Source organism: Bacillus sp. NPDC094106, from assembly GCF_044764345.1.
Lineage (GTDB): Bacteria > Bacillota > Bacilli > Bacillales > Bacillaceae_G > Bacillus_A.
Genome location: NZ_JBIWHY010000021.1, coordinates 21,452 through 48,351, shown reverse-complemented (window position 1 = coordinate 48,351; position 26,900 = coordinate 21,452). Strand labels below are relative to the sequence as shown.

The window sequence follows — 26,900 nt, the reverse complement described above, 5'->3', positions numbered from 1 at the left end:
TAAGATCAACATGAATTTAAAACTACAATTTACACGTGCATTCTTTTTAAGTTTAGCTTCAATTATGGGTTTTGCTTTAATAGCAATCTTAATTGGTGAACAAAAGATTATAAAATTTGACAACACTGTTATATCGTTTATTCAAGGGTTTGAATCGCCGACAATGACAAAAATTATGAAGTTTTTTACTACGATTGGATCTACATCTGTCGTTATTGTCATTTCCGTTCTTGCGCTCTTTTTTTTGTACAAAGTATTACATCATCGTACAGAGCTTATATTATTTGTAACAGTTATTATGGGTACAGCAGTTTTTAACCAAGTATTAAAATTTATGTTTAAACGTGCTCGACCAACACTACACCGAATTATCGAGGAAAGCGGATATAGTTTTCCGAGTGGACATTCTATGGAAGCGTTCGCTTTATATGGCGTGCTTACATTTTTACTATGGCGTCATATCACTACGCGAATTGGACGTGTTTTTTTAATTCTTATCAGCGTAATAATGACTGTAGCAATTGGAGTAAGCCGTATTTATCTTGGTGTACATTATCCAAGCGATGTATTAGGAGGCTATTTAGCAAGCTGTTTTTGGCTAACTGTAACCATTTGGATTTTTCAACATTATGTAGAAAATCGTAAACAACAAGCTAAAATGTTATAGCCCTAAGATAGTTTTAGAATCTTTGCTATATAAATACAAATTGAAAAGTCGACATAAAACCTTTCTTTTTAGGTGAGAGAGAGAATCCGGCCATGCATAGAAGCGGTCAGATCCTTTTTCTGCCCCATGCCAAGTGAAAACAAAGAGAGAAAATAAGTAGCGATCACCTTTTGTTCTTCATAGCCGTGGCTTATATGTTGGAAAATCAAAATGGATATATATAGTTTTAAAAAAGTAAATTAAATATATTGATTTTTATTTAGGTAAAACAAGAAATCAAAAGGCTGCAAAGCGCTTTTCTAAGCAAGCTTTGCAGCCTTTTCGTGTTTTAAAGCATAGTGTTGTCACAGTAGACAGGAATATTATTTTGAATGTTCACTAATCGATAGTAGAGACATGTGTTGTAAAGTTACGATTGGATTAAATTTCCGCTTATCAGACATAATAATGCTTAAGAAATTCTGATTGGTGTGGAAAAATCGCGGTGTCAACTGCTGATATAGGGTGATTAAAATGTGGAAAACGATTGTTTCCTATCTTCCAGGCTGGAAAGTTGTTGTTCCAGCTTTTATCGTATTTTTCATTCCATATGTGTTTTCAAAAATTTTTGGTTGGATCCGTGCATTAGAGGAAGAATGATGAAATGTATCATACGATGTATTCATTCTTCCTCTAACTAAAGAGAAAAGACGGAATATTGAAGAGCACATATCGAAGGTGTTGGTCAGAGATTCACGGATAGGTTTCATAGAAAGATTAAACGATAATATTGCTCTTTTGCAGCACTATGGTGAAAATGAGAGCTTATCATTAACAAGATAAAAAGGGTATATTTCAGTATGAAAAGTGAAATGTAAGTTACGGCAAACAGGAGAAGCATTACATATAACATGTAATATTGGGAAAAATAAACTGAAAAATGGTGGGTCTTAATGGATAAATAACCTCTCAACTTGAAAAACATTCGCTATCATGTTTTTGCTTTCATTAGAGAGTAATGTTGAATTGCTCGGAAACTAAGCAAAATGCTTTGATTGCTGCTGAAATTAGTACTGTATTAGATTGTGGCTGAATTGGAATGTACACTAAGATTTTAAAGAGAAAGAGTGATGAGGGTGAAAGAGCAGGAATCAAAGATGAGGCAAACAGAAAAACAAGCCGATACATATCAGGATAAGCCTATTCCGAATGTTCCAAATTATTTTACAGGCGATTTTACCTTGGATCTAGAGCTTGTAAAAAAAGAAGGGAGTTATAACTCGGATGTACACTTTCGAGAGTTTAACATGGGGGGGACAAACATTCGAGCAGCGCTTGTTTTTGTGGAGGGGCTATCGGATAAAGATCTTATTGATATGCATATTATGAAGTCATTGATGCTTAATTTTTATGAAGAATACAAATGTGAACCATCTGATATGGAAGGTACCGTTTTAAAAGAGTTTCTTAAGAATCGAGTTCTTGCCGTTAGTGGCGTAGAAGAAGTTCATTCTATAAAAGAGTTGATGGAAAAAGTGTTGATGGGCTCAACGGCACTTTTGATTGAGGGCTTATCAGATGTATTAATTCTTGGTACAAAAAAAGGAAAAACACGGAATGTTGAAGAGCCCATATCAGAAGTATCAGTCAGAGGGCCACGTGCAGGCTTCACAGAAGTTTTGTCTGATAATACCGCTCTTTTACGGCTACATGGTGAAAACGAGGGATTGTCATTAACAAAATTTCATGTAGGAAAGCGAGCAAAAAAAGACTTGGTTATTGCCTATATGAAAGAGATTGCTGATTCGGAATTAGTAGAAGAAGTTAAGAAAAGAATTCAGAAAATCAATATTGATAATGTGCCAGAGTCAGGCTATGTGGAGCAGCTTATCGAAGATAATTATCTCAGTCCTTTTCCGCAGGTACAGAGCACAGAGCGACCTGATCGTGTCATCGCTGCATTAATGGAAGGGCGGGTTGCAATTTTATTGGATGGAACACCTTTTGCCTTGATTGTTCCACTTACATTTAGCATGATGATGCAATCGCCCGAAGATTATTATGAACGTTGGATCCCAGGTACACTTATTCGTTTATTGCGCTATGGGGCAGCAATTATTTCTCTTTTTGCACCTGCCTTGTACATTTCCTTTATTTCATTTCATCCCGGATTGATTCCGACCAAGTTAGCCATTTCAATCATAGGGGGACGGGAAGGTGTTCCGTTTCCTGCCATTATAGAAGGTTTATTTATGGAAATAGCCATCGAAATTTTGCGGGAAGCAGGGTTACGCCTGCCTAAGCCAATTGGTTCGGCGATGGGAATTGTCGGTGGATTAATCATTGGGCAGGCTGCCGTAGAGGCAGGAATTGTTAGTCCAATCATGGTAATTGTAGTAGCGGCTACCGCTATTTCTTCCTTTGCGCTCTCTCATTATAGTACAGCAATACCACTACGTATGCTTCGCTTTGTAGCCATGTTTAGCGCTGCCATATTTGGACTATACGGAGTCATTCTGTTTTTTCTCTCTCTATGCAGTCATATATCGAGGTTGAAGAGTTTTGGCGTGCCCTATGCTAGTCCCGCCGTTCTTTATCAATTAAGTGATTGGAAAGATTTCATGCTTCGTATGCCACTACAGATGATGAAACGTCGTCCGAAAATGATGAATATGAAAGATTCGATACGAAAAGGAAGTGAAGAATGATGATTACCAGCTCTAAAGATCGAATTCCGACTTCGCAAGCAGCTGTCATTCTTATCAATTATGTACTCGCAGTAGGAATTCTCACCTTGCCCAGAACAGCTGCAGAGAAAGTAAATACACCAGATGTTTGGGTAACTGTTATTTTAGGCGGATTAATTGCGATGGTTGCAGGGGTAATCATCGTCAAATTAAGTCAACAGTTTCCCGGAAAAACATTTTATCAATATAGTCAAGAAATTGTAGGGAAATGGTTGGGAGCGTTACTTAGCTTATTTATAGTGGGTTACTTTTTTACACTTGCTTCATTTCAAGTCAAAACGCTGGAAGGAATAACAAGTTTCTTTTTACTGGAAGGAACCCCTGGGTGGGCTATTGTCATGCCATTTATGTGGGTGAGCCTCTATTTAAACTTAGGTGGAATAAATTCGATAGCACGTTTATTTGAAATTATATTTCCAATTACAGTCTTTATTTTCTTGCTGACTTCCTTTATGAGCATTGGAATATTTGAGATAGACAATCTTCGTCCTGTATTAGGGTTAGGGATTATCCCGGTACTAAAAGGCTTAAAAACAACAACTCTTGCATATTCAGGTGCTGAAATCATGTTGCTCCTTTTGGCATTTATGAAACAACCACTTCAAGGTGTAAGAGTTGTTCTAATTGGAACTACTATTCCCTTAATTTTTTATGTCATTACAGTTGTAATGGTGATAGGAACGTTTTCTGTTGATGGGGTGGTAATGAGAACATGGCCTACGATTGATCTTATGCGAAGTTTTGAAATCTCCGGTTTAATATTTGAACGCTTTGAGTCTTTGTTACTTGTGATATGGATTATGCAAATCTTTGCAACTTACACAATCTGCTACTATGCCGCTGCTTTAGGACTGGCACAGCTCTTTAACAAGAATATTCATTCATTTCTGTATGGGTTACTTCCGGTTATTTATATCGTTGCTGAAATTCCGAAAAACATGAATGATCTATTTAAATTAGGGGATATGATGGGTAATGCGGCGATAATATTATTTGGTATTCTACCACTGCTTCTTCTTGTAATTTCGAGATGGAGGAAGAGAAAGAATGAACCAAAGTGTGAATAATGTACGACTTCTTTTGATTTTATCATCAGTTTTTTTGCTTTTGACTCTTACAGGATGTTGGAGCAGTCATGAAATTGAAGAGCTGGGTTTCGCGGTAGGCCTGGCATTTGATAAAGACAACGAGACGAATGTTGAGAAAAAGATTGAAGAACGCGGAGGAAGTTATAAGAAAAAAAATCTTGTAACATCAACCTTTCAATTTGTTAAACCACAATCATCAGGTGGAGGAAAAGGTGGAGGACCACAACAAAAAGCTTACACGAATATTTCTGAAACCGGAGATTCTCTTCACCAATCGATTCGTGAAGTTGCATTAAGAAGGCAGCGCCCTATAATCTTCCATCACACGAAAGTGGTTGTTGTTAGTGAAAGTCTTGCGCGAGCGTATAGTTTGAACCAGTTATTGGATGTTTTTATCCGTGATAATGAGATGAGACCAAGTAGTCTCGTGTTAATTAGTAAGGGCCGAGCTAGCGAGACATTGAAATCGAAGGAAAAAGGAGAAATTCCAGCGTTCCGTTTGATTGAGATTGGGGATAATCAATATAGATCATCACGGATTTCACCTCCCATGCCGCTTGCTAAATTACCAGGAAAGGTACAATCAGGGGCTAGTTTTCTTTTGCCAAATGTGATTGCGGTAAATGGGGAAGTGAAATATGTGGGAGCTGCCATAATCAAAGGAAAGACAAAAAAGCTGCGAGGTTTTTTGAATGAAAATGAGTTAGAAGGTTTAACATGGATAACAGGAAAAGGGAAAAGCGGTTTGGTGAAAACCCTTGATAAAAAGACAGGGAAATCTATTATGTATGAAGTAAAATCTATGAAAAGTAAAATTCAACCTTATGTTAAAGGAAATAAAATCTCTTTTCATGTGAACATCGAATCAGAGGGGCGGCTGTCTGAAAAATGGGTCGCTTCAGGGGAACCTTTTGAAAATAAGTTTCTAAAAAGTGTAGAAAAGTCCGCGGAACAAGAAGTAAAACGATTGGCGAAACATACATTAAAAAAAATTCAAAAGGAATATCAGACTGATGTTGCTGGCTTCGGTAACAGATTAAAAATTGAGTATCCAAAAGTATGGAAAAAGGTTAAAAAAGATTGGGATAAAACATTTAGTAAGGTTCCAATCACATACAGTGTAAAGTTAACGATCGAGGATTATGGTACGGAAGGAGTTTAGAAGCGAAACTGGAGTCTATATAGCAATGGAGCCCAATCATATAATAAGCGTAAAAGGAATCCTATAAACTTGGAGAATATAGGGTTCTTTTTCATTGAATAGGTTATGGAATATACAATAATATATTTCATTTGAATATTCTTTACTTTATAATTAGTTGTACACGAGGAGGGATATGATGGAAGTTACAATTCGTGCAGTAGAGATTCAAGATGCTAGAGCAATTCATCGCATATGCACACAAAATGAGGTGTTACCTTATATGGTTTTCTTGCCTAGTATGCGAGTAGATGCGATGGAAAATAGAATTCGAAACTTAGCGCCTAATCAATTTGAATTTGTAGCAGAGTATGATGGTGCAGTTGTTGGGTTTGTTGGTTTGAGTCAAGGCCAAGGAAGAAGGTCGCATTCAGGTGATTTATTCATTGGTGTAAATAGCGAATATCATAATAAAGGAATTGGCAAAGCTTTGCTTACGAAAATACTTGATCTTGCAGATAATTGGTTATTGCTGGAGAGAGTAGAACTAGGTGTTTTAGAAACAAATCCTGGTGCAAAAGCATTATATGAAAAGTTTGGGTTTGTAGAAGAAGGAATAAAGAAAGGGAGCTTAAAAGCGCAAGGGAAATTTGTTGATGAAATTATGATGAGTCGTCTTCGCCCTAACGGTTTAATCGTACACAATTAAAAACTGTGAATTTAAAAGAAAGTTGTACACGTTAAAAGAAAGATGTACATCGAAGAATACAACTGTTTGATAAATGTGTACACAAATATTAAAGTTGTTAAAAAAATAATAAAGTCCTTTAAAAATTAAAATAGTTATTTAAAAAGATGGTGTGAATTGGAATTTCACACCATCTTTTTATTTGTATACTATATAATAAAAGAAAGAATATTTCGATATTATATTCGTGAAAAAGGGCTGTATGCAGGAGGAGTTAATCAAATGTTAGGGTTACCCCATGGCGAAGTTTTTTTAGTTCCTTGGACTGAGGAATGGGAAATCGAATTTTCAAAAGAGAAACAATTGATTGAAAAACAAATTGGAGAATACATTTTGGCAATACACCATATTGGAAGTACTTCTATTCCACACTTGAGTGCAAAACCTATTATTGATATTGCGATTGAATTAAAGAATTTTGAAAATGTTGTGAAATGTATTGCTAAGTTAGAACAATTAAATTATAGGTATAGAAAAGATGTATTACCTGAAAGATATTATTTTAATAAGGGAGAACTGAGAACACATCAAATTCATATGTATGAAAAGGGTAATAAATATTTAATTGAACAATTGTGTTTTAGAGATTACTTAAAAAATAATAAAACTGCTCGGATTGAGTATGAACAGTTAAAGATTCAACTTTCACAGGCTAATCCCAATAATAAACATAAATATGCAGATGATAAAACAAACTTTGTTAAATCTATATTGACTAAAATAAACAATTAAAAAAAGAGGGCTATGTGTAATTATTCGCCCTCCGAAATGAAACAACTTTATTGTTCGTGAAATATCGCTTTATGAAAGCAGTAAAGCAATTTTTAAACAACGTTAATTACTTCCTACTAAATTAACAGGTAGGAGGTTACTTCATTTCTAGGGACAAAATGAAACAACTTTATTATCTCTAAACAAAATGATATGGGTAAAAAGCATGGCAATTTTTATTAAGTAGTTCAGTTATTGATAATATGTAAAAAAGTTTGATCAAAATCCTGTGTTGATGTGCAGGATTTTTTCTTATTCAGCAATCGGGCCATTTAATGGAATAACGACTTTTAAAATAAATTTATTCGTTCACGAAGTTCGAATATAATTAACTGTAAAAATAAATTCCTTCATCATATTGACAATGGGAATAAATTACAATAAAATTTGATTGATTAATCAATCAAATTTTATGAAAGGGGTATCGAAATGGAACCTGGACTTACTAAAGATGAAAAAAAGAAAAGAAAAAGATCTACTATCCTAAACGCCGCAATTAAATTATATAGTGAGAATGGTTTTGCAGAGACAAAAGTTGCCGAAATAGCAAAAGAAGCAGGAGTTAGCTTTGGTACCGTATTTACGTATTTTGATTCAAAAGAAGTACTTTATGAATCAGCGATTTTGGAGCCATTGGAGGAAATTAAACCATATTTTATTGAGATAGAAGAACACTTTAAAGGTGAGCCTCTTGAAGTTGTGAAGGAAATGATAGATTGCCATGTACAACTCTTTGCAATGAGAAGTGAGTACCTACGTCTAATTCAGCAGGTTCTTGCGAGACCTGATCGATTTCCAAAGCTTTTCAAAGAACTAAATGATTTCGTAAATGCATTTATAGACTGTATTCATCCGGTTATTGAAGCAGGGCAAAGGCTGGGTTACTTTTATGAAGAATCACCTTCATTAGTTGCTATATCGTACTTATCCATCTTAAACGGAATGCGTTTAACGTTTATTGATGAATATACAAACTTGATGTGGAAGGATATAACGATACAAGCCCTGAGATTATTTGTACCTATCTCTAATAAATAAGGAGTGATTTATATGGAATTGAGAGATATCCATCCCAACATCAAACTTCGCTTGTCCATGCAATTTCTAGGCAGCCTTATTTCCATGGCTGTTATACCTTTTCTGGCAATCTATTTTGCTCAGAAAATTGGAGCTACTGAAACGGGTATTATTCTTATAATAATTGTAATTAGTGGGGTCATTGGAGGTTTTATCGGGGGGCATGTCTCAGACAAAATAGGTCGGAGAAAAATAATGATTTATTCTGAACTTGGTATATTGCTTTCGTATCTGTTTATAGCACTTTGTAATTCCCCTTGGTTTAACCTTCCTTATATTACCGCAGCATTCTTTATCATCAATATGTTTTGTGGAGGAATGTTTCAGCCAGCAGCACAAGCTATGATTATTGATGTTACTAGTTCCGAATCGAGAAAGCTCGTATTTACAATTAACTACTGGCTGGGGAATTTATCAACTGCTATTGGAGGAATCATTGGAGCATTTCTTTTTAAAAACCACTTGTTTGAGTTATTTATTGGAATTTCACTCATCTCTTTGTTATCTGTATTCATGACCGTATTCTTCATCACAGAAACCTATACACCGGAACCTTCATCTAAGTCTTCTGATTATAAAAAAAATTTTTCAACAATAGAGATGTTTCAAACCTATTCGACCGTTTTAAAAGATAAGCTGTTTATGTTTTATATTTTCGGAGCGATTCTGATTTTTTCCTTGGAACAGTCTTTAACAAACTATATTGGGATTCGTCTTGAAAAAGATATACCCCATCATTCAGCTTCATTGTTTGGAATAGATTTCATGCTTGATGGCACAAAGATGCTAGGTTTTCTCCGAACGGAGAATACAATTCTTGTAGTTCTCCTATCAAGTGTTGTATTATTCTTATTTAAAAAGTGGAGTGATCGCTGGACTCTAGTTACAGGAATGTTGATCTTTTCTATATGTTTTAGTGTTTTTGCTTTTACAAATAGCGTGTTGCTTCTTTTTATTGCCATGTTTATTGGAACAATTGGTGAACTGATGTATGTTCCTATTAAACAGGCGATGATAGGGGAACTAGCACCACCTAACGCTCGTAGCACCTATATGGCTTTTAATAGCTTGACTTTCTACGGAGCGATGATTGTATCTTCGTTGTTGATCATCGTTGGAGAGTGGATTCGCCCTATATATATGGGGGGATTGCTTCTTACTCTAGGATTAACTGGTACATCTTTGTACTACATAATAACAAAAACTCTGGACTCTAAAGTTAGTGAAAAGAATGAAAGAAAAGTACCAGTTTCTTATTAAAGGGTGATACATATTATACATGACTAATACGTATCACCCTTTATTTTTTATGACTTTTTACGTTTTAGTTATTGATAAGTTTTGAATAATCAATCTTTTTTATAAAACTACAACAGGATATTTAGGGTAATGAAGAAAATTATTAGGAGGATTATTTTATAAAAGTTGTTGAGTCCTTGTAGTAAAAAATAAAAACGGATGTCGTCGTACGGGTACAGTTGTTACAGTATTATTATTAGAATTAGTTTATGCTTCAAGTGTGCAGATATAGACAACAAGTACCAGCAGTACATTCTATTACTGCAATTAAACCAGAGTTAAAACAAGTATTGCAAAATTTATATCAACATTAAAAGGGAAACGGATATTTTATAAGAAATTTAATAGGGATATGTATTGTACGCATAAAAATATCCGATATTGAGAATGATAAAAAATTTTTAAGAGGGGATATAAAAATGGCAAAGCGTAAAAATGATTGGACGGAAAAGAAAATAGAGAAGTATATAAAAGAAGGCAGAGGACAAGGGGAATTAAATAACTATAAACCCTGGTTAACAATACAAAATGTTTCTTCAACAGGGAATAGCTCTCGCTTGAAAGGATGGAAAACAAATAGAAGACATGAGTTATTGTCTGATTTAGAGCGGAATTATTTTTTTATAATGGAATGGGTAGAAGAAATTATAGATATTCGTGAACAATTTCCGTTAAATCGGGAAATAACATATAAAATCGCTGAAGAGAAAGGGATTCGTCATCCTATTTGCACAAGGACTGAGACATTAATTACACTAACAACAGATTTTTCCCTTACAGTTCGAGAAGGAAAAGAAATAAGATATATTGCTAGAACTATAAAACCTAGTAGCGAATTAGAAGACGAACGGATAATTGAGAAGTTTGAAATAGAGAGAGAATATTGGGAAAGAAAAGGAATTGATTGGGGCATTGTAACAGAAAAGGATATTCCTATTTTTATGAGCCGGAATATTTCGTGGATTCATAAATATTATTATCTAGAAGAAATTGAAGATGAAGCTTTTATAAAAGTCTTTTTTAGTTATTTAATGAGATTCCAAAATACTGATAAGGTTCTCATAGAAATCTGTAATGAGTTTGAGGATCAATATAATTTGGAACAAGGTTCGTCAATTAATTACTTTAAACATTTATTAGTTAGAAAGTTAATTTCGGTAGATATGAGTACGCAAAAATTAAATATGCGAAGTTTAAGTATAAACGGACTAGCTTTTAGTGAAAGAGGTGATGAGAATTGTGATTACGCTATCAGTTAATGAAACAGTTAAGTCAGTTGATGATTCAAAAGTATACAGATTACTCTGGATAGATGAAAGTAATGTTATTACATATTTAATCGATGTATATGATGAACAAGCTATGCCTTTTGTAGATACATTGAGAAGTCTTTATGAAGGATTTGTAAGTGGGCAGTATATAAAAGTGAGTACACATGAACTGGATTTGAGTCAATATTTTGGACACAAAAAAGTTAAATCTAAGCTATTTTTTTAGCCAGATCTTCTATTGCTTGGGGAGTTTTATAACCAATGCTACTATGAATTCTCTTGCGGTTATACCATCCCTCGATGTATTGAAATAATGCTAAGTTTGCTTGTTCAAATGTGAAATATTTTGTACGATACACTTCTTCTTTCTTTAAAATGGCATGAAACGACTCGATACAAGCGTTATCATACGGATAGCCTTTCTTACTGAAAGAAGGTTTGATTTTAAAACTCGCGAGTAAGGTTTGAAATTCCTGACTTGTATATTGAGTTCCTAAGTCAGTATGTAGAATGAGATCTTCTGGTGGTTTCTGTGTATAGTAAGCGTTTTCTAACGCTTTTACCACAAGAGTTGTTGTCATATTTCGTGAAAATGAATATCCAACAATTTTTTTAGAATACAAATCCATCACAGATGCAAGGTAACACCAACCATCTTTTTGCGTGTGAATATAGGTAATATCCGCTACCCACTTTTCATTTATTGTTGTTGTAGAGAAGTCCTGTTCTAATAGATTTGTCCGTTCTTCTACAGTTGTTTTTGATGAATGTGGTTTGTATTTTTTTAAGATAATAGAACGAACATTTTCTTTTTTCATGAGCCGTTGTACACGCTTTATGCTTACTTGTACGCCTTGCTCTAACAGTGTTTGATGAATCTTTGGTGCACCGTAACGTTCCTTGCTATCTTGATGAATTTGTTTAATTTTTTGGGTTAATTTTTTATTTTCACGGCTGCGCTTTGACTCTGTTTTATGCTGAGATTGGTAGTAAGAACTTCTCGCTATCCCAAGAGTTTGGCACATCATATGAACAGAGTGCGTTTCTTTTTGATAATCAATAAATTGATGTAATTCTGTATCTTCTATTTTCTCGCGAATATGGCCATAGCTTTTTTTAATATTTCATTTTCTTCTTTTAAACGAAGCATTTCTTTTTTCATTCGTTTTAGATCTTCTAGTGTTGTTTCATCTTCATCAACTGATGTGATAGGAGAATATATTTTAATCCATTTATAAATGGTTACCTCTGATACGCCATACTCGCCGCTTAATTGTTTGACAGGTTGTCCCGAACGATATAATTCAACAACCAGTTTTTTAAACTCTTAATTAAATTTCTTGTTTGTCATACGGACACTTCCTCCTTGAAACCCATTGTAAGGACTTAACTAAGTTGTGTCCATATGACTATACTAACTCTACATTCCGGTTTAAGTTGTAATTATTCAGTAAAGGATACGCCATAAATAAAAGGTAGCGTATGATTCCCAGTTTTTCCATGGAAACGATATTTTTAAGATTTCATCTTTCGTAGGATTTCGGTTCATATTACGTAATATTTTTATCGAATTAATAAGACCCACATCATCGATTGGAAAAGCTGTCTGGAACCTGAGGCAGCGCATTAGAATATAATTGGCTGTCCAAGGACCGATTCCTCGTATTTTAATTAAGTTTTTTTCAGCATCTTTAAAGTTCATTTTCATTAATTTTTCCCTCGATAATTCTCCACTTTCCATTAATCTGGCAATTCTAATGATATATTCACTTTTTTTTACCGTCATTTTAATATCTGCTAGGTCGGTAGGTGTTAACTGTGCAATTCGTTCGTACGGTGGGAACACCCAATACTTTTTACCATTCCATTCGATGGAATCGCCAAATCCTTCTACAAATTGCTTCTTTAAGGAGTACGCGAAGGTTAAGTTAATTTGTTGCCCTAAAACTCCCCAACATAAAGCTTCAAATAAATCGGGAATGCCGACGACTCGCAATCCATAGAATTTTCGAGCAGGCATTTTAAGTAATGGGTCTGCTTTTGCCATTTCATAAAATGGCGTTAAATCGTTATCAAGATCAAACCATTCATGAATATATTTTACAATCTCTTCCCGTTTCCACTTTTCAATAGGTCTAGAATCATTTAGGAATTGAACAATCATTTGTTTATTATTGATTACGCTTACCTGTACTAAGGACCGAATTTCCCCAATCGCTATAACTTTTGTAATTATATCGTTCTCTATTTCATACATGCATTCATTTTTTTCCCTTGTTAGATAGCCTAGGTTAGCATTCATGTCAAAATTTCCAGGTAATGTAATCACAATAACATCATTGACTTCATGCCATGTCACTTTTTCATTCTCCTCACCGTATTACGATTTTCTATACTATTTACAAAAAAATTATAAGAAAACTCACACTGATTGAAATTTTACTTTATCACATAATAATCTTTACTAATTTTGTTATCTTGCTATTACATTCTAAACACCTTATTTTTTTCTATTTATGAGGTTATAGTGTTAGTTATCAAGAATGCTAAATAGGAGTGGATAAAGATGGTCCAAGATATAAAAACACGTGTTGAAAACTTAAATTGGGATTCAATTCAAAATGAATTAGATGAGCAAGGATTTGCAAAGCTTCCAGCGATTTTAACAAAAGAGGAATGTGAATTCTTCATAGAATTGTATTGTGAGGAAGAGTCATACAGAACGACAATCAATATGACGAGATATCGCTTTGGGAATGGGGAGTACAAATATTTTTCCTATCCATTACCTGAAATCATCCAAAGTTTAAGAGAGTCCTTTTATCTAGAATTGGCCAAAACAGCCAATCGATGGTTGGGTTATTTAAAGAAAACAGAACAGTTTCCAGATCATCTTCAAGATTTTTTGAACACCTGTGAAGAATATGAACAAACTAGACCGACACCTTTAATATTAAAGTATGAAACAGGCGGGTTTAATTGTTTGCATCAAGATTTATATGGCGACATATTTTTCCCGTTGCAAGTAGTATTTGTATTAAATCAACGAGATAAAGACTTTTGCGGTGGAGAATCTCTATTAGTGGAACAAATTCCTCGTGCTCAGAGTAGGGGACATGTAATTACTTTAGAACAAGGCAGTGCGCTGATCTTTCCTACTAACGATAGACCTGTTCTAGGTAAAAAAGGATATTACAAAAATACGGTTCGTCACGGAGTAAGCACGGTTACTTCTGGAGAACGATACGGTCTTGGAATCATTTTTCACGATTCTAAATAAAAATTAAACTTCAATATCTTGCTATTCCATTCCTAGAATTGTACATTCTGAATTTATAGGGAGTATATTGTAAGGAGAGGTGAGATAAATGCCAGATAGTATCAATAACGGACATAAAGAGAGCCATGATCATAGAATTTCGAATGATGTAGAAATGATAACAGATGAAAAGTGGCAAGCAATTATAAATAATAATGTAGCGTACAATAATCAATTTTTCTACGCTGTAAAGTCAACAGGGATATTCTGTAAACCATCCTGCAAATCTCGCGTTCCGAAAAAAGAAAATGTATGCATTTTTCCAAATGTAGAACAAGCTCTCCGCGCAAATTTTCGCCCTTGTAAACGTTGCAAGCCCACTAATGAAAATCTACCTGATAGCGAGTGGGTTGATTTAATTACTGAATACATTGATAAAAATTTCACAGAAAAATTAACTCTAGAAACCCTATCAGATATTTGTCATGGAAGTCCGTATCATATGCATCGAACATTTAAAAAGATTAAAGGCATTACGCCGGTTGAGTATATACAACAAGTTAGAGTACACGCGGCTAAAAAGTATTTGATTCAGACAAATAAAGCGATTGGAGATATCGCCATATGTGTGGGTATGGCTAACGCGCCTTATTTTATTACTTTATTTAAAAAGAAAACTGGACAGACACCAGCACAATTTCGTCAAATGAGTAAAATGGAGGAAAAGTACAATGGAAACAAAGAATAAACTAACCCTTTATTGGTCTTTACTAAAGTTTAAGGATTGGAATTTTTATATTGCTTCAACTTCAAAGGGGCTTGTGTTTGTAGGTTCACAGAACAAACCATTCGAGGAATTGTTCGAATGGGCTAAGAAACGCTTTCCAGGAAGTCCTCTTGTTGAAGATGATGAAAAGCTTGAACCCTATGTCGTTGAAATTACTCAGTATCTAGAAGGAAAGCGGAAAACCTTTACTGTTCCATTTGAGTACGTAGGTACGCAATTTCAGCTAGCAGTCTGGAATGCCCTTTGTGAAATTCCTTATGGACAGACGAAAACCTATTTCGACATTGCAAATGATATAAATAAACCAACAGCTGTTCGTGCTGTAGGGGCAGCCATCGGAGCTAATCCAGTATTAATCACCATACCGTGTCATCGTGTAGTAGGAAAGAATGGATCATTAACTGGCTATCGGGGCGGATTAGAAATGAAGACACTGCTTTTGGATCTGGAAAGACAAGCTTCTTCCAGCAATGAGTGATTATTGCCGTACAATGAAGGGAAAGGAGGTTCCGTCATGAAAAGTGAATTGTTCTATAAAAACCCGAAAACTATTCTGAATAAAGGTACAGGCTTTCTTTCTGGATATACTCATTCACTAAATCCTTATACAGGCTGTTCATTTGGGTGTTCATATTGTTATGTACGCCAAATGCCTGTATCCCTTTTTCGAGAAGGGGAATGGGGAAATTGGGTCGATGTTAAAAATGGAGCTGCGAATTTACTAAGCAAGGAGCTTCATCGTGCCAAAGCCAAAGGGAATGTAACCATTTTTATGTCATCAAGCACAGACCCGTATCAACCAGTAGAGTATAAAGAAAAAGTAACGCAATCTCTACTAAAGGTTATGGTAGAAGATCCCCCTGACTTCTTATTAATACAGACGAGGAGCCCACTTGTAAGTCGAGATATCGATTTGCTGCAGCATTTAAAAGATAGAGTCCGGGTAAGTATGACGATTGAAACGGATTCGGAAACGATACGTAAACATTTTACTCCAGAGGCACCTTCTATTCAGGCGCGCTTTAAGACATTGGAAAAATTAGTGGATGCGGGAATACCGACCCAAGTTGCTATAGCCCCCATCTTACCGAGTGGGGAATATTTTCCTGTGAAATTGAAGCCATTCGTCGATCGGATATGTATTGATGACTACTTCATGGGCGATGGAAGTGGAGGAAAACGGACGAGAAAACTTGGAATTGAAAAAAAATACGCCCAACTTGGTTTAGAAGAATGGTATGGACCACATGTAATTAAAAAAGTATATAACCGATTTATTGAAATCTTTCCGGAAAATCACGTTTATGTGAGCCAGGCTGGGTTTGAGCCGTAAAAAAAAATAGGAAGTGATTGCATGTATAAAGATAATGAGAAAAGTGCTGAAAATAGAAAAAAGACATTCACCCTGTTGGGTGCCGATATGCATCCATATCAAAGTGATACACCGGGTATTTTTGGTGGGTATCGACCGAGTAAATTATATGGAAGATTAGATTGTCCCTCAGCGCTTAGAGCTATAGCAAAAGGTGGATACGTTAACATCGCGTGTTTTTTGCCGATGAACAGACGGCTATATCAGCAGGTTTTAGGCCATGTGCAGTTTGCATGCCTGAAAAATATGCACGATGGAAGAAAAAGAAAAGATAAGAGGGATAATGAAAATGTATAAAACGCATGACAAAATTTTGGATTATTATGATATTGAATCAGTTCGGATTTTTTGTAAATAGAATCGCAGTGATACATAAACGTACACTTTTCATATGCAAACTTATTTTTCATGTTGTCTCATTTTCATTGACCTCTTTACTTCCCTATCCCCGTTTCATACTGCGGATAAGACTTTTTGTTTCTTTATCCACACGATTAGATTCCGTAATTTTTTGCAAGGCTTTATTATATGTAAAATCATCGAGCGTGTTGTTTCTCAAATATTCCATTGTTGAATCGGGAAGTTTCACATAACAGATAGAGACAGCCCACGCAACCGCCATTTTGGCATAAAACCCTTTATGTTTTACACGATCCAGGAGGTTGAGCACCCTTTCGATGTATTCGGTCTCGATATAAAAGTCTAGGAGCATAACCACTCCAAATCGTATCTCATATTCTTTCTTAGAAGACAGATAAGGCTGTAAAAACTCCCATACACGCTCTTTGTTTTCCTTTGTAGATTTAAGACCTGTACAAAAGCTATCACATACCGACCAATTATCAATTTTTGGCACGAACGAAGCCACATAAAACAGGAGTTCTTCAATATCCGTCTTAACATAGCCAATGACCATACCTTGCAGCATAATTTCCTCAAAATATTCATCTTTTGCAGTTTCAAGGTAAGTGCGCCAGTCACCCTTTACAATTTTTTTAGCTATTTTACGAAGCTCTGGCAGCCGAACACCTAATACATTGTTAATAGTAGGTATAAGTGCGGCCGAAAACTTCTGATAGTCTGTATCAATGAGTTCAAATATTTGTTTTCTAATTATATTTTCCATTCGGGCTCTCCTATTTGTTTGTTTTCGTTACCTTTACTATTTGACAACCTCACTATAACTGATTATTTTCTGAAAAAGCCAAGAATTGAATATAACAGCAAGATATCGAAACAATATTATTAGTTACTTTTAAATATTCCCTTGTATAAATAATACTGGATAAATAAAAGCTGATTAGTAATAATTCATTGGAAGAGCGTTAAACCTTCAAATACAAGAATACAAGCTGCAATTACAGTTATCCATTGAATATGACTAATCCCTTCTTCCATAATCGGGCGCGTTTATGGAAGAAGCGTGTCTTTTTTTGTATAGTAAGTCATTCGATAGAATATGGTACCATTAATACGATACATCAAATAATTATAATGTTTATTCATGTGAGTGTAGTGTAAGGCTTAAAAAAGAACTGAAATACTAGTCACAATATTATTTTTCTTGGTTTTCCTTAAAAATGGACGGTTCTTTTTTAAAGTGAAATCGCTCTTTTAAAAAGCTCCCTAAATTTCTCCCTATCTTCTGATGTAAATGGTTTTGGCCCCTTTGTACGCTTTCCGCTTTTTCGAGCCATTGCACTCAAATAACGTGTTTGTAATAATTGGTCAATGTTTTCATTTGTATAGCTATACCCATTATGGTGAAGAACCGTACACCTTTTTGCTAAACCTAGTGAAGCAAGACCATAATCTTGCGTAACGATTATATCTCCTTTTTCTGCTAACTTCATAATCCGATAATCCGCAGCATCTGCTCCAGAATCAACATAAATTTTTTCCACTCCTGATGGTTGTTCCGCATTAGAAAAATGAGAAAAGCTAGTAACAAGGATAACAGGAATTTCAGCATTCGTACCTTCAGAGATAATAATATCTTTTACCGGACAGGCATCTGCATCAACATAAATTTTCATCTGTATCACTCCCATAAATAAGTTCGAGTTGATGATAATGGCAAATTTAGCTTTTGTCAAACGAAGATGATTTACCTAAAATCATTAAAAAAACAGATATTCTATTAAAGGATGCTTTAATGGAATAAGGGGCACAGAAATGATCAAACTTTTTTATAAATAAGTTAGTCGATTTCCTTTAATAAGAGCATGTTTTAATCAATCTTTTTTCAAAAACACGCTCTTTTCTTCTGTTCTTCTATTACGGTTGATAGAATTAATTTGATTAAACTTTATTAAAAAGCTACAGCTGCAAGATTTTATTAATGTGTTGAAAGTATTGGAACAAAACTCGGAAATGCGGGCAATTAGAGTGTTTACCGATGTGTTGCCAGAGAGCTTGGGAGAACGTAAATTTATAAAGTTAAGTGATGGTGTTACGAAAAGGCGGTATGTGATTGCTGAAGTATATATGGTTAAAGGAAAACGATTTAACATAATAGAAGTAGAGAGAGAAAATCACTCGATGTCGATGCTCATTTTATCAGCGCCTAAAATTACTAATTGGAATTCTATTAATCATTGTTTACTTGTGAAGCTTGTTAATGACAATGGCACTTGGACGAGTAAAACATTAAAGATTATTGAAAATCAAGGTGTTATTGTGATGAAAGCGAAGCATAGTTCTAAAGGCGTTCGCCATAGGAGTGAAATGTTATTAAACAAGTTAATTTAAAAGAACACATTTTCATAATATTAGCGTTTCTTCTACAATCGGGCCATATTGTTTAATAAAAGAAGGATTTAAGACTGTTTATCAAGAATTTCTATAGGTTAACCAAATGGAGTTTCTTTAATTCCGATATTTTAAGCAAAAGCGACTGTATGGCGTGAGCATAGGTCTTAACTTCCCAGAGTCTTGGACATCGCTAACGGGAAACACAGTATAAATTATATATATTTTGTGTGGAGTGTGATCTGATGCAAGAAATACGATTAAAACTAGAGGCTTATATTAACAAATATCTAGAATTGTGGGACTTTTACGGAGTTATTCAAGTGACCAAAAAAGGCGAGGTGCTTTTTGAAAACGCATACGGCTATGCAAGTATCAAGTTTGGGGTGAAAAATGATCCCAACTCGTGCTTCTCCATTGCTTCCATGTCAAAACAGTTTACGGCACAGACAGATATTCCCATGGAGGAGATCACCTTGGTATCAGTACTTATATGCAGGATTTTTTCGATGAAGATATTTGTATTATCATTCTTTCCAATAATGAAGCTATAAATCAGTACAGAATGGGCAATGCAATTTCAGATATTCTGCATCATGTTGATGTAGTTGCTCCGACAAAACATAAAGAGCTTCCTATCAATGAAAGTAAGCTTAAAAAGTATTGCGGTACATACTTGAAAGATAAGATTGAAGTGAAATTCCTTAATGGCAAGTTGTATTTCACGAGATTCTCTGGCAATCTTCATATTGAGATCTATCCAGTAGGTGAAGGAGGATTTGTTCGTAGATATTCTGACCAGATCTATCCATACAGTATTGTTGAGAACGAAAATGGCAAAATGTCGTTTTTCGGATATAAAAGAAAAACCCCATAATCTAGGGTTTTAGGCAGACACCATGAAGTGATGGAGAAACGTACGCAAAATAGGATTGTTTCTCTTTTATCCAGAAAGCATAGATGTGCCGAACGTTTTTCAGCAATCAGGCGCCATTCCTAAGTAAGAGGGCGTCTTCTTTTATTGGGCCATATTCTTGAATGAATTGTGGGAATAATGGGAATTTGAGATAATTGTTATTAAGTTAAAGAGCAGGTTAGTTTAATAACATCAGTAACTTTATTCGGAAATAAATATTGTAAATAATGGGAATATAAAAAACTTAGCGGGAGAAACAATATCTAAATGATTAAAGGGAGGAAGCATTATGTCCAATAACGTAAGACCAAGAAGAATAATTTTAGATTTAGCAGTTACTTTAGATGGTTTTATTGAAGGGGAAAATGGGGAAGTTGATTGGTGCATCATGGACTCTGAGATGGGGTTTATTAATTTCTTAAATCAAATTGATACTATTTTATATGGAAGAAAAAGTTTCGATTTATGGGGACAATTTACTCCAGAAATTGAAGATACTGAAAAAGGAATTTGGGAATTAGTTCATAGTAAAGAAAAATATGTGTTTTCCAGAACGCAAAAAGGGACTGATAATAAAGCAATATTCATAAATGACAATATTTTTGAAGAAGTAAATAAGTTAAAGAATAAGCCTGGTAAAGATATCTGGCTATATGGTGGAGCAAGTCTTATTACAACTTTTATCAATTTAGGGCTTGTTGATGAATTTAGATTATCTGTTCACCCCGTTATTTTGGGAGAAGGAAAACCGTTGTTTATTGATATAAAACAGAGGTTGAATTTAAAAATGGTTAATACAAGAACGTTCTCCTCTGGTGTTGTGCAACTAATCTACCATTTAAATGGAAATTAATAATATTATATATTCCAAAAAAATACAATAAATATCATTAGGAAATACTCGATAGTAATTGTCACTTCTTCAACAATCGGGCGCTTTTGTTGAAGAACTTTTTTGAAGTAGATTCCCAAACTTGGAAATCTACTTTCTGGATATTTGTATAATTGTAAATATTATATATATTTATGGAAAATTGGTTTACTAAGGAGGTTGTTATATGAGTTACAAGAACACACTTATTGCCATTTCAGAGGATTCAAAAGCTACTTCTGCCATAGTACCTGTCACCAGAAACGGAAAACCTACTATTGCTTCTATTGAATATGATTTAATTAAGAATAATCTTTATAAATTCACACAAGAAGATGTGCAATTTAAAACTTATTTAATCAAAAATCAAATAGAAGAAGAAAATACAGATGAACTGCGAAAACAATTTTTTTCAAAATCTATGGCTTGCTTCAGAGCTTCTCCTTTAGTGAAAAATTATGGTTGGGGAATACACTATAACGATCAAGGAAAAATTGCCATTTATGATGTCAAGAGTGAAATATATAACCAATTGCTTAATCAAGATAAGATTACTAAATTAAAAGGTATGCGTTCGAAAAGAAAATAAAACAGTATCTTACTATAAATATCCTTTATTAAAGTAAACGGTGCGCCAATTGATGTGATTCAAAGTTTACTGGGGCATGAAAAGAGTGAAACTACAAAAATATATGCTCAGTTAAGCGGAAAACTACGACAGGATTTTTATAGTAAATACTTTTGAAATAAAATAAATAAACTTTAATTAAGACACTCTTGTAAAAATGCGTGTCTTTTCGTTATAGGGCCAGTTAGTGGAAGAAGGAATTTTTCCTATTGTATAGAAATATTGTACGAAACATTTTCAATATCTTGTGATAGGAATGTAAATGAATATGAGGGGAACAAGTTTTTTATGATTAAAGAAATTCTTAGAATATATGAACAAGATGAATCAATTCATAATTTATATGTGTCAATATTAAATAGAGAAATATAATGTTCCCAGGATAAGAAAAGTTACGAGGGGGTTTATTAATAGAAATGAATGGAAAAACATATCTAAGTATAGAAGAGATTATTTCACTACCAACCTTATCAGGTACAAATATAAGTGATAATGGCAAAAACGTAGCATTTGTCAAGAAGACAGCTAACTGGAAAGACAATAAATATAGGAATCATGTATGGATATATGAAAAAGATAAGGGGCAGTGTTACCCATTAACAACTAGGGATATAGATAGTACATACCCATTATGGTCTCCAGATTCTAGAGATATCGCATACCTTAGCCCAGTTGGTGACGGGGATAATAAGAAAAATCAGATCTTTGTTAAGTCAATAGATGGTTATAGTGGGGTTCAAATTACTGATGAGAAAGAAGGGGTCAGTAAATTCAAATGGGAGCCTACTGGCAAGGGTTTTTATTATGTTGCACAGTCAAAAGAATCTGAGACGATAAAAAAACGTAAGGAACTATATGGAGATTTCCATCATATAGGTAAGGAATACCAGAATAATTGTTTATATTACATTGAAATAGAAAAAGTGATACAAAATGATAAATATGAACACCCAAAAAGTTCTGATAGTGCCGGTAAGGATAAAGATGAACACGAAAATAGCGTTGTTTATCAACTAACTGATGGTAAGGATTTTCATGTCCATGAATTTGATATTTCAAATTGTGGGAAAAAGGTTGTATTAATGGCTACACCAAGCCCAAATATGGGAGATTATATTAATGGAGATCTATACATACTAGATATTAAAGCTGGAGAGCTACAAAAGATGAATATAGATAAGTTGTTGGGAGGGAGCGTTTGCTTTTCTCCTGAAGGCAGCAAAATATGTTACTCAGTAAGCATAAGGGAGAAGGATTACTATAAGACTCATATACAAGACAGTACGCTAGAGATATATGATATTAATAATGGAGAGCTAATTCAACCTTTAACAGATTTTGATAGTACGGTTATTCCATTACGGTGGACAGCTAAAGGAATATTAATTAGATGGCAGAATAAAACTAATTATCTTATTGGGTTGTTATCTGAGAATGGCACTATGGAAATGTTAAGTGAAAAAGTAAATAGCTTTATAATGGATGCTTCTATAACAAGGAACGGAAATCATATAGCCTATAATAAAGCTATAACAAATGAAACCTTTGAAATCTATTTAGACGATAAAAAAATAACGAATGAAAATAGCTTTTTCAAAGGAAAGCTTAAAAGTAACAGGGAAATAATCTCATGGCAAAGTAGTGATGGTCTTGAAATAGAGGGAGTTTTATCAACCCCAGTAGAATTTGACGCAAATAAAAAATATCCCTTATTAGTGGTAATCCATGGTGGTCCGGCTTGGGCATCCTTTCCAATATTTTCAGACTGTTTTAATGAGAAATATCCTATTGAACAGTTTATAGCAAAAGGCTTTATAGTTTTAGAACCAAACTACAGGGGAAGCTCGGGTTATGGTAATGAATTCTTAAAAGCAAACTATAGAAAACTGGGAATTGCTAACTACGATGATGTTATATCTGGAGTGGATAAACTAGTTGACAAAGGGATTGCAAATAAAGATAGAGTAGGGGTTATGGGATGGAGCAACGGGGGATACATATCAGCTTTCTGTTCTACATTTAGTAGTAGATTTAAAGCTATTTCAGTTGGAGGTGGAATTACTAATTGGAGTACCCATTATGTAAATACAGATATACCTTACTTTATTAGGATGTATTTAGGAAATAATCCATGGAATGATCCAGAGATATATACTAAAACATCACCAATGGCATATATTAAATTAGCCTGTACTCCTACTCTAATCCAACATGGCGAAAAGGATGCAAGAGTCCCAACTCTAAATGCATATGAGCTATATCAAGGATTAAGGGATATGGAAGTTGATACAGAATTAATTATATTTAAAGGAATGGCATATAGTTCTGACCAGCCAGGAATTAATGTGGCTATTATGAAGCAGAATTTGATGTGGTTTTCACACTATATTCTTGGAGAAAGTATGAAAGATTTTAGGGTTTTATGATTAATAAATGGATATCCTCACAGAATACATAAGGATGAAACAGTCTTCATAAGGAAGCTTTTTTTCATATTTAGCCTGTCATTGTAGCTCTATGATTTCCATGTGAATTTCCACTGTAAATACTCTAGCAACTACATTGACTTACAATTGTATAGCAACGTTATGGCATTAAGCTCCCTGTACCTTTGTAGGGGTACGGAAACGATTCGTGTAAAAACCGTAATAGGATAAAAACGTGGCTCAGATATGGAAAATTACATATTTGCCACGTTTTCTTCTTATAAAAGATTAATTAGACCTAGAAGGCAAAGTAGAGATAAGAAATGGATACTTCAGTACAACTGATTTATCTACGGGACAAAAAAAGATATATTAAATAAAATGATCAAACTTTTTTATAAAAATCTCATACTTAGCTAAAAAAAGTAACTCCATTTTGATCAATCTTTTTTCAAAATGGAGTTTTTATATTTGTTATTAAATAAGGATTGAAGAGCATTTTTTAATCAAACTTTATTCCAAAGCTACAGCAAAAACCTTGCTTTGGGGTAATAGGCCCAGATCGTAAAAGGCTATTCCATTACCTCTTTAAAGCGTAACTACAATAAGGACAAGCCAGTTTTGGCTTGTCCTTGTTCCGTGTCGCCCGGCGAATTCAAACGGCAATCACACAAAGCCGCTATTCGCCCTAGATCTATCACCCCTGCCACAACGCAGGCTTTGTCACCATGAACCATAACATCGCCATTAAAAGAACAATGTAAATCCAAACAGAACGCCGCAACAATTGAATCAAGGCGTCCTTGTCTTGGCCCGTTTCGCTGAATTTCCGAATGGTCGGCGAAAAGGCGCGGGCCAGGAAAAATAATGAACTCGCCATGAGAATAAGGGTCATCACGATCCAAGGGGTTTTCCAAGTCCATGGGCCTGCCAGTACAAGCAGAACCCCGGATGCAACCAGCACATGCCCGGCATGCTTAGCCAGCCTGACCGAAAATCGGAATACATCCAGATAAGCCTGCTGTGTTCGGGCCTCTGAAGCCTGCAATTTTTTGATGAGCGGAAGCAATACAAAAAACGGGCCGATGGATAAGATTACACTGAAAATATGTACATACAGAAGCAGTCGATACAACATGTCCATCCTTATATCACATTAACCTTCGATGGGACGGAACTCATGAACCCAAACTCTCATATTTGGCAGCCACGGCATACCAGGGTGAAGAGACAGGATAGATTGCTTATATTCCTCCACATTCGTATAGCCTTCTTGACGGGCATGCTCATCAGTCAATTTGCCAAGTGACTGCGAATAGACCTTCTCCACAACATACCGGTGACCTTGAAGCTCCATCACTTCCCCGACATCCGCATATCTCCCGTTGCGGCGAGTAGCCGTTTTCTGTCCTGCAAGCACTTTTTCAATGTCCTCCTGAATCGTGATGAGACGTTCAATCGTACATGTTTTTGGCGGTAAAGCGTTCGTTTCATTTTGGTTTGTCATCTGGGTCACTCTCCTTTTTTCATTTAAGCATAAGCCCACTTTATCATATAAAAAAATTATTCTATATAGCAAGTTTCTACTTAATAGGGATAACAAACTTTCATACAATGTTTATACGATAAATGTAGATTTAAAATAAAGATTGATAATTAGTAAAAAAGTTTGATAAAAAGGTCTATTCTGTAGGGTAATTGCTTATGCATAAAATAACACTAATTTTTTGTATACTGTTGCTATAAACTCTCGCGAGAGTTGGAAAATAGATTCGCGAATTAACCGGGTTTCCAACCTGATGTGGTGATGAGGTGCGAAGCTATTATGAGTGCAGTGACATAACTAGGAGGTTTCCACTATGACAGCTTTATTTAAAGCTATGGCGTCCCAGCTGAAAACTGAACGACTTGACCTGAGTATGTGGGAGGAATCCGATTCAGCCTGGATGAGAAAATTAATTGGCGAACGTGGTGTGGACATGCCAACCCTTGACGCCGTTCGTAGCCAGCTTATCGAGATGCGCAAGAGAGCAGTCGAAAATGGCATTTCCCTTCTCACTATTCGCCGACGAGACGAAGGCGATTTCATCGGATACTGTGGCTTGATTATCGGTCGTTCCACACTTGAAGAGCCGGAGATCGCATACGAGTTGTTCCGCAGTGTTCATCGTAAAGGCTATGCGACTGAGGCAGCATCCGTTGTGCTGGACGCTGCGATTGCTACCGGGCGCCACAGACTTTGGTCGACTGTACGCGCTTGGAATGTCGCGTCCTTTCGGGTGCTAGAAAAGATAGGATTTGAGCGGCATCACAGTACGTGGGACGAGCGCGGTGAGATTGTTTGGAACGTACGCGATCTTTAAAGATCCCGATCTAATTTGAAACTATGGAAAAGGAGAAAAGGTCATTAGTTTAGGGGAGAATCCAGATAAAGATAAAAGGACTGATTTATAACCCAAATAGTGACAAACTATAACCGAAGCATTTACTCCAGCTGAAGCAGTAACAAAAAATATTATTGCACTAATTGGGTGCTTATCTTGAATAAGATTTAAACGACGATTTTCAACAATCGGGCGCGTTTATTTAGAAACGCGTCTTTTTTTGTATGGTAAGTCATTTGATAGAATATGGTACCATTAATACGATACATCAAGTAATTATAATGTTTATTCATATGAGTGTAGTGTAAGGCTTAAAAAAGAACTGAAATACTAGTCACAATATGTAGCTTTGAAATAAAGTCGCGATGTTTTGAAAAATGTTGCGAAGTTTTTCCTCTTAGGTATTTTTGTATGAAGAGGTGTTTTTATAATAGAACGTCAAATGCTTGCAAAAGTAATTTCATATATGAACGCAGTAGGAGAAACAATGCATAATTGCACGGAAGATGTTGGTGCAACACCATCTTCTTGTTGGCAAAATGCCGTTAGCAATACAAACAGAGCAATTGGAAGTAATGGTTTAGCTGTATCGATTCATTTAAACGCAGCGAACAGTAATGCGACAGGTACGGAAGTTCTTCATTACAACAATCCAGAACTAGCGGCAAACAATATAATACATTTGGTTTCATTGGGATATCCTTTCTGAAACAGTCTA

30 protein-coding genes and 1 pseudogene are annotated in these 26,900 nt (G+C 35.0%); 25 read left to right on the top strand and 6 right to left on the bottom strand.

Annotation, left to right across the window (positions count from 1 at the left end; translation table 11 throughout):
• Positions 1-10 precede the first annotated feature (10 nt).
• From ACIQ7L_RS23850 to ACIQ7L_RS23795, 12 genes and pseudogenes are all read left to right on the top strand, one after another.
• Positions 11-667 (top strand): phosphatase PAP2 family protein, encoded by a 657-nt coding sequence (locus ACIQ7L_RS23850; protein ID WP_400572173.1) that lies wholly within the window; start codon positions 11-13, stop codon positions 665-667.
• A gap of 247 nt (positions 668-914) precedes the next feature.
• Positions 915-1,028: pseudogene (locus ACIQ7L_RS23845) on the top strand (IS6 family transposase); the annotation flags it as partial.
• Positions 1,029-1,180: 152 nt separating this feature from the next.
• On the top strand, positions 1,181-1,306 hold the full coding sequence (locus tag ACIQ7L_RS23840; protein WP_097899473.1) for a hypothetical protein: 126 nt from the start codon (positions 1,181-1,183) through the stop codon (positions 1,304-1,306).
• A gap of 497 nt (positions 1,307-1,803) precedes the next feature.
• A complete protein-coding gene (locus ACIQ7L_RS23835; protein ID WP_400572171.1) occupies positions 1,804-3,354 on the top strand; it encodes a spore germination protein in 1,551 nt (516 codons plus the stop codon).
• A complete protein-coding gene (locus tag ACIQ7L_RS23830; RefSeq protein ID WP_400572220.1) occupies positions 3,354-4,460 on the top strand; it encodes a spore germination protein in 1,107 nt (368 codons plus the stop codon). The genes ACIQ7L_RS23835 and ACIQ7L_RS23830 overlap by 1 nt, the downstream gene beginning before the upstream one ends.
• Entirely contained in the window at positions 4,441-5,643 is a 1,203-nt protein-coding gene (locus ACIQ7L_RS23825) for a Ger(x)C family spore germination protein (RefSeq protein ID WP_400572169.1), read from the top strand. The genes ACIQ7L_RS23830 and ACIQ7L_RS23825 overlap by 20 nt, the downstream gene beginning before the upstream one ends.
• 178 nt (positions 5,644-5,821) lie before the next feature.
• A complete protein-coding gene (locus tag ACIQ7L_RS23820; RefSeq protein ID WP_400572167.1) occupies positions 5,822-6,331 on the top strand; it encodes a GNAT family N-acetyltransferase in 510 nt (169 codons plus the stop codon).
• Positions 6,332-6,592: 261 nt separating this feature from the next.
• Positions 6,593-7,102, top strand: coding sequence for a GrpB family protein (locus tag ACIQ7L_RS23815; protein WP_400572165.1), 510 nt, complete (start codon positions 6,593-6,595; stop codon positions 7,100-7,102).
• Between the two features lie 468 nt (positions 7,103-7,570).
• A complete protein-coding gene (locus ACIQ7L_RS23810; RefSeq protein ID WP_400572163.1) occupies positions 7,571-8,179 on the top strand; it encodes a TetR/AcrR family transcriptional regulator in 609 nt (202 codons plus the stop codon).
• Positions 8,180-8,191: 12 nt separating this feature from the next.
• Positions 8,192-9,478, top strand: a complete 1,287-nt coding sequence (locus tag ACIQ7L_RS23805) for an MFS transporter (RefSeq protein WP_400572162.1) — start codon at positions 8,192-8,194, stop codon at positions 9,476-9,478.
• Between the two features lie 458 nt (positions 9,479-9,936).
• A complete protein-coding gene (locus tag ACIQ7L_RS23800; protein ID WP_400572160.1) occupies positions 9,937-10,776 on the top strand; it encodes a TnsA endonuclease N-terminal domain-containing protein in 840 nt (279 codons plus the stop codon).
• Positions 10,757-11,014, top strand: a complete 258-nt coding sequence (locus ACIQ7L_RS23795) for a hypothetical protein (protein ID WP_400572158.1) — start codon at positions 10,757-10,759, stop codon at positions 11,012-11,014. Before ACIQ7L_RS23800 ends, ACIQ7L_RS23795 begins: the two co-directional genes overlap by 20 nt.
• On the opposite strand, the gene ACIQ7L_RS23790 is transcribed toward ACIQ7L_RS23795, so the two are convergent.
• Together ACIQ7L_RS23790 and ACIQ7L_RS23785 are read right to left on the bottom strand one after the other, a co-directional pair.
• Positions 10,998-12,103, bottom strand: a protein-coding gene (locus ACIQ7L_RS23790) for an IS3 family transposase (RefSeq protein WP_400572218.1) whose coding sequence is annotated in 2 segments (ribosomal slippage) — positions 10,998-11,899 and positions 11,899-12,103 — 1,107 coding nt in all. Because the reading frame shifts where the segments join, the coding sequence is not laid out codon by codon here. The genes ACIQ7L_RS23795 and ACIQ7L_RS23790 overlap by 17 nt on opposite strands.
• 132 nt (positions 12,104-12,235) lie before the next feature.
• Positions 12,236-13,147, bottom strand: coding sequence for a DNA glycosylase (locus ACIQ7L_RS23785; protein WP_400572156.1), 912 nt, complete (start codon positions 13,145-13,147; stop codon positions 12,236-12,238).
• A 207-nt stretch (positions 13,148-13,354) separates the two neighbouring features.
• On the opposite strand from ACIQ7L_RS23785, the gene ACIQ7L_RS23780 reads away from it, so the two are divergent.
• From ACIQ7L_RS23780 to ACIQ7L_RS28200, 5 genes are all read left to right on the top strand, one after another.
• A complete protein-coding gene (locus tag ACIQ7L_RS23780; protein WP_400572154.1) occupies positions 13,355-14,068 on the top strand; it encodes a 2OG-Fe(II) oxygenase in 714 nt (237 codons plus the stop codon).
• Positions 14,069-14,156: 88 nt separating this feature from the next.
• Positions 14,157-14,795 carry a bifunctional transcriptional activator/DNA repair enzyme AdaA gene (gene adaA / locus ACIQ7L_RS23775; RefSeq protein ID WP_400572152.1) on the top strand — a complete coding sequence of 213 codons (639 nt, stop codon included), beginning with the start codon at positions 14,157-14,159 and terminating at the stop codon, positions 14,793-14,795.
• Positions 14,779-15,312 carry a methylated-DNA--[protein]-cysteine S-methyltransferase gene (gene adaB, locus ACIQ7L_RS23770; RefSeq protein WP_400572150.1) on the top strand — a complete coding sequence of 178 codons (534 nt, stop codon included), beginning with the start codon at positions 14,779-14,781 and terminating at the stop codon, positions 15,310-15,312. The genes adaA and adaB overlap by 17 nt, the downstream gene beginning before the upstream one ends.
• 36 nt (positions 15,313-15,348) lie before the next feature.
• Positions 15,349-16,167 carry an SPL family radical SAM protein gene (locus ACIQ7L_RS23765; protein WP_400572148.1) on the top strand — a complete coding sequence of 273 codons (819 nt, stop codon included), beginning with the start codon at positions 15,349-15,351 and terminating at the stop codon, positions 16,165-16,167.
• A gap of 21 nt (positions 16,168-16,188) precedes the next feature.
• Positions 16,189-16,503: a hypothetical protein gene (locus tag ACIQ7L_RS28200; protein ID WP_483861814.1), complete on the top strand. Its 315-nt coding sequence runs from the start codon at positions 16,189-16,191 to the stop codon at positions 16,501-16,503.
• A gap of 145 nt (positions 16,504-16,648) precedes the next feature.
• On the opposite strand, the gene ACIQ7L_RS23755 is transcribed toward ACIQ7L_RS28200, so the two are convergent.
• Together ACIQ7L_RS23755 and ACIQ7L_RS23750 are read right to left on the bottom strand one after the other, a co-directional pair.
• On the bottom strand, positions 16,649-17,332 hold the full coding sequence (locus ACIQ7L_RS23755) for a DNA alkylation repair protein (RefSeq protein WP_400572144.1): 684 nt from the start codon (positions 17,330-17,332) through the stop codon (positions 16,649-16,651).
• 469 nt (positions 17,333-17,801) lie between these two features.
• On the bottom strand, positions 17,802-18,242 hold the full coding sequence (locus ACIQ7L_RS23750) for a YaiI/YqxD family protein (protein WP_400572142.1): 441 nt from the start codon (positions 18,240-18,242) through the stop codon (positions 17,802-17,804).
• Between the two features lie 274 nt (positions 18,243-18,516).
• Between ACIQ7L_RS23750 and ACIQ7L_RS23745 the strand changes: the two genes are divergently transcribed.
• The 6 genes from ACIQ7L_RS23745 (at position 18,517) to ACIQ7L_RS23715 (ending at position 23,798) form a co-directional block, all read left to right on the top strand.
• Positions 18,517-18,957, top strand: a complete 441-nt coding sequence (locus tag ACIQ7L_RS23745) for a Tn7-like element transposition protein TnsE (protein WP_400572216.1) — start codon at positions 18,517-18,519, stop codon at positions 18,955-18,957.
• A 245-nt stretch (positions 18,958-19,202) separates the two neighbouring features.
• Positions 19,203-19,511, top strand: coding sequence for a serine hydrolase (locus tag ACIQ7L_RS23740; protein WP_400572140.1), 309 nt, complete (start codon positions 19,203-19,205; stop codon positions 19,509-19,511).
• A gap of 11 nt (positions 19,512-19,522) precedes the next feature.
• The gene (locus ACIQ7L_RS23735) at positions 19,523-19,834 is read left to right on the top strand and encodes a hypothetical protein (RefSeq protein ID WP_400572138.1); all 312 of its coding nucleotides are present in this window, start codon (positions 19,523-19,525) and stop codon (positions 19,832-19,834) included.
• A 328-nt stretch (positions 19,835-20,162) separates the two neighbouring features.
• The gene (locus ACIQ7L_RS23730) at positions 20,163-20,726 is read left to right on the top strand and encodes a dihydrofolate reductase family protein (protein ID WP_400572136.1); all 564 of its coding nucleotides are present in this window, start codon (positions 20,163-20,165) and stop codon (positions 20,724-20,726) included.
• Positions 20,727-20,931: 205 nt separating this feature from the next.
• Positions 20,932-21,333, top strand: coding sequence for a DUF6157 family protein (locus ACIQ7L_RS23725; protein ID WP_400572134.1), 402 nt, complete (start codon positions 20,932-20,934; stop codon positions 21,331-21,333).
• 449 nt (positions 21,334-21,782) lie between these two features.
• On the top strand, positions 21,783-23,798 hold the full coding sequence (locus tag ACIQ7L_RS23715) for a S9 family peptidase (protein WP_400572214.1): 2,016 nt from the start codon (positions 21,783-21,785) through the stop codon (positions 23,796-23,798).
• 697 nt (positions 23,799-24,495) lie between these two features.
• Here ACIQ7L_RS23715 and ACIQ7L_RS23710 read toward each other — a convergent pair.
• Positions 24,496-24,936, bottom strand: coding sequence for a hypothetical protein (locus tag ACIQ7L_RS23710; RefSeq protein WP_400572210.1), 441 nt, complete (start codon positions 24,934-24,936; stop codon positions 24,496-24,498).
• An 18-nt stretch (positions 24,937-24,954) separates the two neighbouring features.
• The gene (locus tag ACIQ7L_RS23705) at positions 24,955-25,305 is read right to left on the bottom strand and encodes an ASCH domain-containing protein (RefSeq protein WP_400572132.1); all 351 of its coding nucleotides are present in this window, start codon (positions 25,303-25,305) and stop codon (positions 24,955-24,957) included.
• Between the two features lie 352 nt (positions 25,306-25,657).
• On the opposite strand from ACIQ7L_RS23705, the gene ACIQ7L_RS23700 reads away from it, so the two are divergent.
• Entirely contained in the window at positions 25,658-26,161 is a 504-nt protein-coding gene (locus ACIQ7L_RS23700; protein ID WP_400572130.1) for a GNAT family N-acetyltransferase, read from the top strand.
• Positions 26,162-26,669: 508 nt separating this feature from the next.
• The gene (locus ACIQ7L_RS23695; protein WP_400572128.1) at positions 26,670-26,891 is read left to right on the top strand and encodes a hypothetical protein; all 222 of its coding nucleotides are present in this window, start codon (positions 26,670-26,672) and stop codon (positions 26,889-26,891) included.
• The last annotated feature ends 9 nt before the right edge of the window (positions 26,892-26,900 follow it).